The following is a 7386-nucleotide window of genomic DNA, read 5'->3' as shown; positions in this document are numbered from 1 at the left end:
TTGAGGACGGCGTGGACGCGCGGGGCGCCGTAGGTTCCGCGTGACTGCTGGTGAACGATGGTGATCTGCTCGGTGAGCTCAGCGTCCCGCACTGCGCGGGGGCCGGGGGCGCCGTTGCGGCGGGCGTAGTAGGCGGTTCGGGAGACCTTGAGGAGTTCACACGCTCGCTTGACGTTGTGACCTGCAGTTTTCTCCGCCTCGATGAACGGGTGGACGTTCACCGGGTCTCCGTCGCGAAGAAAGCCGTCGCACGCTTGAGGACCTCAACGTCCTCCCGCAGCCTGCGGTTCTCCCGCCGCAGTGCGGCCAGCTCCTCGCGTTCGCTGCTGGTCAGGCCGTCCCGGTCACCCGCGTCGACATCGGCCTGCCGCACCCAGCTCCGCACCGCGGTCTCGGTCAGATCGAAGTCCCTGGCCACCTGGCCCACCGAGCGGTCACCGCGTCGGCACAGGCCGACGATCTCGGCCTTGAACTCCGCCGTGAACGAGCGCCGAGGACGCACCTTCTTCTTCGCCATGCTCTCCATGATGAACATCATCCTTCCGGGGCCAAAACCCCTGATCTCCGATGTCCGTCAAAGCGAAGCAAGCCCAACTACCAACTACCTACCACTGGGAACTGCTGATACTGCGAACTGCTTGTACCGCTCGCGGCCTGACCCAGCGCCACGTTTCCGACAGCCAGCCCCGTCGCCCATCGTGCATCCGCTCTGGCTTAGAACCCCACTGCCGAACCTCCCGATGCGCGCGCCCGCAGCCGACGCCTTCACCGAGGTACTGCCCACCGACTTCACTGCTGGATACCGCTGTACTGCCGGTACTGCTCATGGTGGCCCCTGATGACTGCGGGCCACCCGGTCCGGTCGTCAGCCCCGTCGCCGTCCTGCAACCGCTCTGGCTCCGAAACTCCACCACCGCACCGCACTGCGTACTGCAACCACGGGTACTTCGGTACTACTGCCCGGCAGTTCGTCTCTGCCGGGCCCTTCGTTCTCTCTGGGCTACGAAAGAAACCATAACCACCCCACCACCAGATGTCTACTCCGGCCATCACAGATTTTCGAATGGGAGACAGGGAGGTAATCGAACGCCGGACGGGCATGATGTCCGCGATGGCGGGCAGACGAGCGCGAACCCCTGCCTCCGCGGAGGAGATCACGCCAGGCGAGGGTGGGGTGCGGGCACACCACCCCGAGCGGTTACGGTCGGTGGGGAACACGGCTACCACGGGGGAACGATGACCGATCACGAACAGCCCACACCCCTGCCCGCAGCCTGGCCACCGGTGGTGCGCGTCTCCGGGGAGCTCGACATGGACGGCGACCAGACCGCCCGGATCGACCGGATCCTGCAACGCCTGGTCACCGACCCGGACAGCCCGGCGGAGATCACCGTCGACGTCAGCGAGCTCGCGTTCTGCGACTCCACCGGACTCAACATGCTCCTGCGGGCCCAACTCGCCGCCCTCGCCCACGGACGCACCCTCCGCCTGCACGAGCCACAACCTCAACTCCTCCACTTCCTCGACCGCTGCGGAGCCCTCTCCCTCTTCGACCCCGCCCCACCACCAGCCACCCCGGGAGCGACCGGCTGACCAGTGACGCCCGGCCCACACATCCGCCGCGTGGGACGGGCATCAGGCTGAACAGAGAAAGCGGAAACCTCCCCGAGGGCAGGCGCGCACCGCAGATCCATCGGCGCGACCGGCGCGAGCAAGACCACTCGGGATGGCTAGTCACCGCCGCTCGCACCTTCCCGCCAGCATGAGCCGTCCACCCCGACAGGGCCCGGCAGACAGCGCCGGACTGCGGGCATCGCCCGAGCGGTCGGCTATTCCTCGGGCCAGACCTGCGGATCCTTACCCCCGCGCACCTCGCCCCGAAGCCGGGCCTTGATGTCGATACGGCGCTGTCCCGACTCCGCCGCCCACGCCACGGTCGCGGCCCGGACCTCGTCCGACCACTCCCCCCACAAACGACCCAGGCCGCCCGCCACTCGGCGTGACCCTCCTCCGACCAGCCACCCTCCTCGGTAGGGCGGCCATGCCGGTCCTGCACGGCCCGGACCTGCGCCCACACCGAATCAGAGCGCTTCTGGAGCCCCGGATCGTAGACGTTCCACAACTCCTCAGGGGTCCGGTTCGGCAGTGTCTTCCCCTTCTCCGGTTCAACGGCCTCCTGGTACGGCCTGTGACATGTCGCGCGAGGACATCACCCGATCGGCGCAGCGTCCGCGTGCAGTCGGACCTTCTTCGCCGGAGGGCGGCGAAAGCTCTTGACGGTGGTCTTCTTCTCCGCCGCCCCCTTCACTGTGGCCCTGCGGGGCTTCTTCGCGGGGGTGGCCGGTCGGACAGGGGGTGGACGGTGGCATCCCCGGCCTTTGCGTCGTGTACGGACTTCTCCAGCATCGCCATCAGGTCCACGCCCTCCGCCAGCGGCGGATCGGCCGGGGGTGGCCGGTCCCCGGCCTGCTTGGCTTCGATCACCACTTCCAGGGCGGCCCGGTACTCGTCACGCATACCGCTGAGGCGCTGCCGGTCAGGGATTCCGCGAGGGCGACGGCCGCGTCGGCCTCGGCGTCGGTGACCTCCACTTCCGGGACCGGGACCTGCTCCGGTGATCTGATCTCGTCCGGGCAGCGGAGCGAGTGCATCATGATCACTTTGTCCTTGACCCGGAGCAGGCCCAGGCGCTCCCGGTCGCGCATCGCGCGCTTCGCCACCGCCACCTTGCTGCTGCGCTCCGGGACTGGCGCAGGAGTTCGTAGGGCTTGGCGGCAACCTCTTCGGCGGCCAGGTAGGAGAAGCGCCGACCTGGATCGGGTCGATGCTCGCACTGCGCTGGCCCGACGAGGTCCGCCCGGCCGATCTGGTCCCCGTCCCTGAGATCGAGGTGAGCAACGCCGAGGTGGAGGCGGCCCCCGCGCTGGCTGAGGCCCTCATCAGCGGCGACCTCGGCAACGTGCACGACGAGTGCCGGGCTGCCCTCGAAGCCGTCATCGCCGCGAAGACCGGCACCGGCACCCCGCGCGCGACCGCCGCGCCCGAGGCGGCGCCGAGCGCGGAAGTCGTGGACCTGATGGCCATGCTCAACCAGTCCGTCCAGGAAGCGAAAGCCTCCTGCGGACAGGCGCAGGCCGAGGCAGCGGCAGCGGGCAGCGTCCATGCGCTGGGCAAGAAAGCCGCCCCGGCGAAGACCGCCAGCACTCCGGCGAAGGAGGCCGAGGCCTAAAAGAAGACCACCACGAAGCGGGCTCCGCGCCGCAGCGCATGAACCGACCCGGGGGCCTCCGGCTTCCGCGACGGAGCCCTGGTGAGCCCCGCCCGCCTACCACCGCAGCCGGCCCGCTCCGCTCGACGCGTCGTGCGGGCAGGACGGCCACCCCGCTGGAAGCGGCTGGGGAATTCCCGGTGTGGTGAGGGTGGTTGCGTGGACAGGGGTCACCCCGTGAGGGGAATCTCGCTCAGTGATTCGTTGTCCAGCACTTGCGGGGAAGCGCTGATCAGAGCGGGTGAATCGTCACCGCAGACTCCACACGAATGGAGCGGTTGCCTGAACACGGGCGTGGACGCGGTGGTACCGTCAGGGTTGGGTTCACCCGGAAGGGTGAATCCAGCAGAGGGCCCCGACCCCGAGGTTGCCGCCTCGTGGCATGCAGGACGAAGCCCCTGCCTGGTGTCGCGAAGGCCTTGACTGACGAGTCAGTCGAGGCCTTCCGCATTCAGAGCTGGATCACCGTCTCGATCGTCTCCCGCACGACAGTCGCGACAGCGGCCGCGGCCGCGACCTGCTCGGGAGTGACCTTCGGGGCTTCCCAGCTCTTCCACCGGTCCCGGAGCCTCTTCAGCAGAGTCCTCAAGACCGTCCTCCTCACCGCAGCCCCGGTAGTGAGCTGCCCACAACCACACGGAACTTCCGTGATCGTGGAGGCGTTCGCGCCCCCAGCTGGGCAAGGCCACGAACACCCGAGCACTCCCGGGGACAACTCGCATCCTAATCCGAGTTACGGCGCACATGGGTGAACTGGATATCTATGCAAACGCTGACAAACTTCAGTTTTCGCAGGTCAGCAGGGTGCAGCGGGGGCAAAGTCACCGCCGGATCAGCTCCACAACTGACCTTCGACATTCGGTGCGATTCCGTCGAAAACCGTCGTAGGTACAGGTGGGTGCCGTATCAACCCGGCTACGGTGAGCGAGATCTGACGCCCCGGAACGCCGACGCACCCTCACACCCCTTGTACTACAAAGCATATACACGTACTTGGTAGGCGCACGCCGGTTCAGCGCTTCCTCCACCCGACCGGGCCCCGACCGCATCCGCCTCCACCCGCGCAGAGGAGACGCCTGCCGGAACGTCTCCGTCCGGCGTCCGGCCGGGATCCGCAGACCGAGGGGCCGGCACCGAGAAGTCCGTGCCGGCGGCGGACGACAAGCCCCGCCTCCGCCGGAGAGCACCGCGGTGGAGGCGGAAGCCAATGCCGGCCGTGCGATCTGCCGGCCCGGGGTCTGGAGAAGAGGCCGCCACCACGGTGACGACCTCCGCTCCCCCGCGACACGGCCTACGGAGCCGGGGTGAACTCCACATCCGTGCCGCCGCAGCCATTAGGGGCGGCGTAGCCGAGCTCGTCGGTGCCGCCATCAGCGCCGGCCACGGTGACGACCCGGCGCTCGGGGTCGACGGTGGTGACACGGGCCAGGCGCAGCCTTATCCCCGTGCCGGCGAAGATGTCGGCGAGCTTCTGGGTTTCGATCTCCTGGCCAGCCGCGACCTGGTGAAGCCGCAGCCGCTCGACGAAATCCGGATCGGCGTTGACCACGGTGATCTCGGTGTCGGCCGGGGAAAGTCGGCGGGCCAGGTTCCCGGCGACGTAGGCCCCGGCGTAGCCGGCGCCGAGGACGACGATGCGGTGCTTCATGTGATGCTCCTGTCAGTTCGCTGGGCTCTCGGCGACTTGAGCGGGACAGCCCCCCGATTCCTGACAGGAACCCGATGTGACGTGAGCCACAGGGTGATAGGTGATCGCCCCGCGCATGTCGGTGTTGCGGCGACGACGGCCCCGGCCATGAGTTCGGCGCGGTGCAGGACCTGGAGCTTCTGGTGGACGGCGGCCAGGGAATGCGGGAGGTGCCGGTCGCGTAGACGACCAGTGCGAGGCCAGGGGCGAGCGCGATGGCCGTCCGGGCCGCATGCATCCTCATTGAGGGCCTGTCAGCGCGTTTCACCCAGACCGGCGATGGCGCCACACCTGTTGCACTCGCTACGGTTGATGAGCTGACGCTGAGCTGCACAAACCGCTTGCGGGCCTCGTGCACCACAGAGTCACCCCCAGAGAACTCGCTGTGTTCCCGGTGCCGGCCTTCGTCGGGGGCCTGAGCGCGGTGTCCGTCCTGCCACCCGACGTCCCGCGTCTGCGCACCCTGGTCATCTACCTGCGGGGCGAGCTCGGCCGGGCCGAGCAGGCCCTGGCAGCCGCCCAGGACCAGGAGGACGCCGCGGCCCGGCGCCTGCCGGCCCCGGAGCCGCCCGCGTACCTGATAGAGCGCGGCATCGGCCAGGACCGGCCTCCCGCCTGGGTCCACGCGGGAGGGTGCTGGAGGACCAGGAAGCACGGCACCCGGCCAGCCCGGACACCGCACTGGGCGTGCTCGAATGACCCAGTACCGGCACGGTGGAGGCATGGACCCCGCCGGCCTGCCCGTGATCGTCTACCCGCCCGACGCCCAGGGCGGCCGCCGCGTCCGGGTCGACGGAGAGATCCTCGGCCGGGCCATGGGCCCCGGTGATCTTCTGGAGTTCCTGCGCCGGGCCGGCCTGGACCCCGACGACGTCGGCCTCACCAAGTGGTCGCTGATCGAGTGGCGCGGCGGCGGCCCCGCCGTCTGGACCCCCAACCCCGGGACCGCCTGAACACGGTGCCGGTGAACTCACCGGCGGCCGGTGAGTTCCGCCCCGCGCACTCACCGGGGCCGGTGAGTTTCGACGGCGAAACTCACCGATGGCTGGTGAATTCACCGCCGAGACCTCACCGGGAAACTCACCGGTGCAGGTCAGGGCACGTACACGGTCTGGATCTCACCGATGGCCAGGCTGGTGGCGGACTGCCGGGTGGTGGTGACCGTGCCGGTCTGACCGGCGCCGGCCCACTCCACATCCCACGTCGTCGTGGCGGTGACCGGGAACCGGCGGCCCGGTGAGTCGCCGCTGGTGCCGGTGTACTTGTGGCCGCAGTCCGGTGACATCGCCAACCCGAACGCCTCCCGGTACGGGGTCCCGGGGCGGGTGCAGACGACGGTGGCACCGTCGCCCATGGACCACACCACGTGCCGGACCGTGGCGGTGGCGGTCACCGTGACGGAACCGGCCGAGGCGGACGCGGTCGCCGGCCCGTCCGGGTGGGGCCCGGCTTGTTCCACATGTACACCGGCACGCCGACCGTCCCCAAGCCCTCCGGCCGGGGTGCAATACCGATGTCCGGGCCCTGAAGGCGCAGCCGCTCAACCGCTTGGCGGGCGAGGGCCTGGACGTCCACCCCACCGCCCTGGGGGCCGGTGGGGGACCAGCGGACGCCGCCCTGGACGTCGCCGCCGCTGGGGCAGGTCACCAGATACAGCCGGCCGCCCGCGTCTCCCGCGCGGCCGGTCTCGGGCGGACATGCAGGTGGGCCCGCCCCGTGACGGGGCGGGCTCACCGGTGATACGTGCGTGCTGCGGCTACCAGCGGTACCAGCGGCCGCTGCTGTTCTTGGGCTTGGCCACGAAACCGATCAGCCACAAGACCAGCACCACGATCGCGACCCACCAGAGGATCTCCACCGCGAAACCGGCACCGAACAGGATCAGAGCGAGAAGAAGAACGAGAAGCAGGGGAACCATAGTTATCAACCTCCGAAGCGGCAGGTGCCCCACCACTGCCAGCCCATGCACATGACCCTTATCTGATTCTTATCCGACCTGGTGGGCATACACGCGCGCCCAACTCCCACCACCCGGACAACCGGTGGACTGCACCCTCGACCGCCTCCGGGCGCCTGCCCCTACCCGTCGAGTAGCTCGATGGTGGCGTCGTCGATGTACTGGCCGGCCTCGGCGGCGTGCACCGCGCACGCCGTGATCACACCGCCCGCCGTATCCGTGACCCGGTGCGTCATCAGCTCCGCACACGGCTGGTCCAGCCGGTCATACGACCACCGCCGACCGCACCCGGGAAAACAACACGAGCTCCACCCCCCACCGGTACCCAGAGTGGGACCGTGATCGGGACAGACCCCCCACGGGATCGCACACAGCGGCGCAACATCCGGAACCACACCCGAGACCGACCGTAGCGCCCCCACCTCCGACGCCAGCGCCGCACGGCCTCCACGCCCCCGGACCGGGTGAACCCAC

Annotated in this window: 9 protein-coding genes and 2 pseudogenes; 3 read left to right on the top strand and 8 right to left on the bottom strand. The window is 69.3% G+C overall.

What is annotated here, in order from left to right:
* A pseudogene (locus ACZ50K_RS16625) lies at nucleotides 1–221 on the bottom strand (IS3-like element ISCARN46 family transposase); the annotation flags it as partial.
* Nucleotides 218–526 carry a transposase gene (locus ACZ50K_RS16620; RefSeq protein ID WP_468903205.1) on the bottom strand — a complete coding sequence of 103 codons (309 nt, stop codon included), beginning with the start codon at nucleotides 524–526 and terminating at the stop codon, nucleotides 218–220. The gene ACZ50K_RS16620 and the pseudogene ACZ50K_RS16625, both read right to left, overlap by 4 nt.
* A gap of 710 nt (nucleotides 527–1236) precedes the next feature.
* On the opposite strand from ACZ50K_RS16620, the gene ACZ50K_RS16615 reads away from it, so the two are divergent.
* Nucleotides 1237–1593: an STAS domain-containing protein gene (locus ACZ50K_RS16615; RefSeq protein WP_468903204.1), complete on the top strand. Its 357-nt coding sequence runs from the start codon at nucleotides 1237–1239 to the stop codon at nucleotides 1591–1593.
* Between the two features lie 711 nt (nucleotides 1594–2304).
* On the opposite strand, the gene ACZ50K_RS16610 is transcribed toward ACZ50K_RS16615, so the two are convergent.
* Nucleotides 2305–2517 carry a hypothetical protein gene (locus ACZ50K_RS16610; RefSeq protein WP_468903202.1) on the bottom strand — a complete coding sequence of 71 codons (213 nt, stop codon included), beginning with the start codon at nucleotides 2515–2517 and terminating at the stop codon, nucleotides 2305–2307.
* Nucleotides 2481–2834, bottom strand: coding sequence for a Ku protein (locus ACZ50K_RS16605; RefSeq protein WP_468903201.1), 354 nt, complete (start codon nucleotides 2832–2834; stop codon nucleotides 2481–2483). Before ACZ50K_RS16605 ends, ACZ50K_RS16610 begins: the two co-directional genes overlap by 37 nt.
* Between ACZ50K_RS16605 and ACZ50K_RS16600 the strand changes: the two genes are divergently transcribed.
* Entirely contained in the window at nucleotides 2825–3229 is a 405-nt protein-coding gene (locus tag ACZ50K_RS16600; protein ID WP_468903199.1) for a hypothetical protein, read from the top strand. The genes ACZ50K_RS16605 and ACZ50K_RS16600 overlap by 10 nt on opposite strands.
* A gap of 490 nt (nucleotides 3230–3719) precedes the next feature.
* Here ACZ50K_RS16600 and ACZ50K_RS16595 read toward each other — a convergent pair whose 3' ends face one another.
* Both ACZ50K_RS16595 and ACZ50K_RS16590 read right to left on the bottom strand, forming a co-directional pair.
* Nucleotides 3720–3857, bottom strand: a complete 138-nt coding sequence (locus ACZ50K_RS16595; protein ID WP_468903196.1) for a hypothetical protein — start codon at nucleotides 3855–3857, stop codon at nucleotides 3720–3722.
* 756 nt (nucleotides 3858–4613) lie between these two features.
* Nucleotides 4614–4916 (bottom strand): annotated as a pseudogene (locus tag ACZ50K_RS16590) (FAD-dependent oxidoreductase); the annotation flags it as partial.
* A gap of 761 nt (nucleotides 4917–5677) precedes the next feature.
* Here ACZ50K_RS16590 and ACZ50K_RS16585 point away from each other — a divergent pair.
* Nucleotides 5678–5908 (top strand): hypothetical protein, encoded by a 231-nt coding sequence (locus ACZ50K_RS16585; protein ID WP_468903194.1) that lies wholly within the window; start codon nucleotides 5678–5680, stop codon nucleotides 5906–5908.
* A gap of 140 nt (nucleotides 5909–6048) precedes the next feature.
* Here ACZ50K_RS16585 and ACZ50K_RS16580 read toward each other — a convergent pair whose 3' ends face one another.
* A complete protein-coding gene (locus ACZ50K_RS16580) occupies nucleotides 6049–6414 on the bottom strand; it encodes a hypothetical protein (protein WP_468903192.1) in 366 nt (121 codons plus the stop codon).
* A 297-nt stretch (nucleotides 6415–6711) separates the two neighbouring features.
* Nucleotides 6712–6873 carry a DUF5670 family protein gene (locus tag ACZ50K_RS16575; RefSeq protein ID WP_468903190.1) on the bottom strand — a complete coding sequence of 54 codons (162 nt, stop codon included), beginning with the start codon at nucleotides 6871–6873 and terminating at the stop codon, nucleotides 6712–6714.
* Between the last annotated feature and the right edge of the window lie 513 nt (nucleotides 6874–7386).

Source organism: Streptomyces sp. NPDC033845 (assembly GCF_055576225.1).
Note: the sequence above shows the minus strand (reverse complement) of the source record. Positions and strands in the feature narration are given on the sequence as shown.